The following is a 380-nucleotide window of genomic DNA, read 5'->3' as shown; positions in this document are numbered from 1 at the left end:
ATCTCGTACTTAGCCGTTTGAACCAGAACACCTCCTATAGATTTGGATACTGCTTTTTTAAGTAAGCCACTTGCGCCTTGTAGTATTCCAATTCTTCTTCTATACTATCGAACTTCGTACGAGCACGACCTTTCAAGAGGTTTTTTAAGCCGTTATTACCACCATTTTGCCCCCGCAAGTCTGAAATATCGCCTGTTTCTTGATATTTTCGGACCCAATTCATTAACTGTGTTCTACTTCTAAGTTTATATTTCTTCGCTATAGCTGATTGGCTACCCTCACCATTTAAATAACTTTTTACAACTTGTATCTTTAATTCATCTGAATAATTTTGAAATGTATCTCCTTTTTTAACCATAATAAAATCCCCTCCAAGTAAA

The 380-nt window shown here is 35.8% G+C and carries 1 protein-coding gene; it reads right to left on the bottom strand.

Going from position 1 to position 380, the window contains the following annotated elements:
• Positions 1-34 precede the first annotated feature (34 nt).
• Positions 35-380, bottom strand: a 346-nt coding sequence (locus tag JDS99_RS31085; RefSeq protein WP_242475826.1) for a helix-turn-helix domain-containing protein, incomplete at its 5' end; no start/stop codon positions are given.

Origin of the sequence: Bacillus cereus group sp. N6 (genome assembly GCF_016483705.1) — a bacterium.
Taxonomy (GTDB): Bacteria; Bacillota; Bacilli; order Bacillales; family Bacillaceae_G; genus Bacillus_A; species Bacillus_A wiedmannii.
This window is presented reverse-complemented; position numbering and strand designations above follow the sequence as displayed.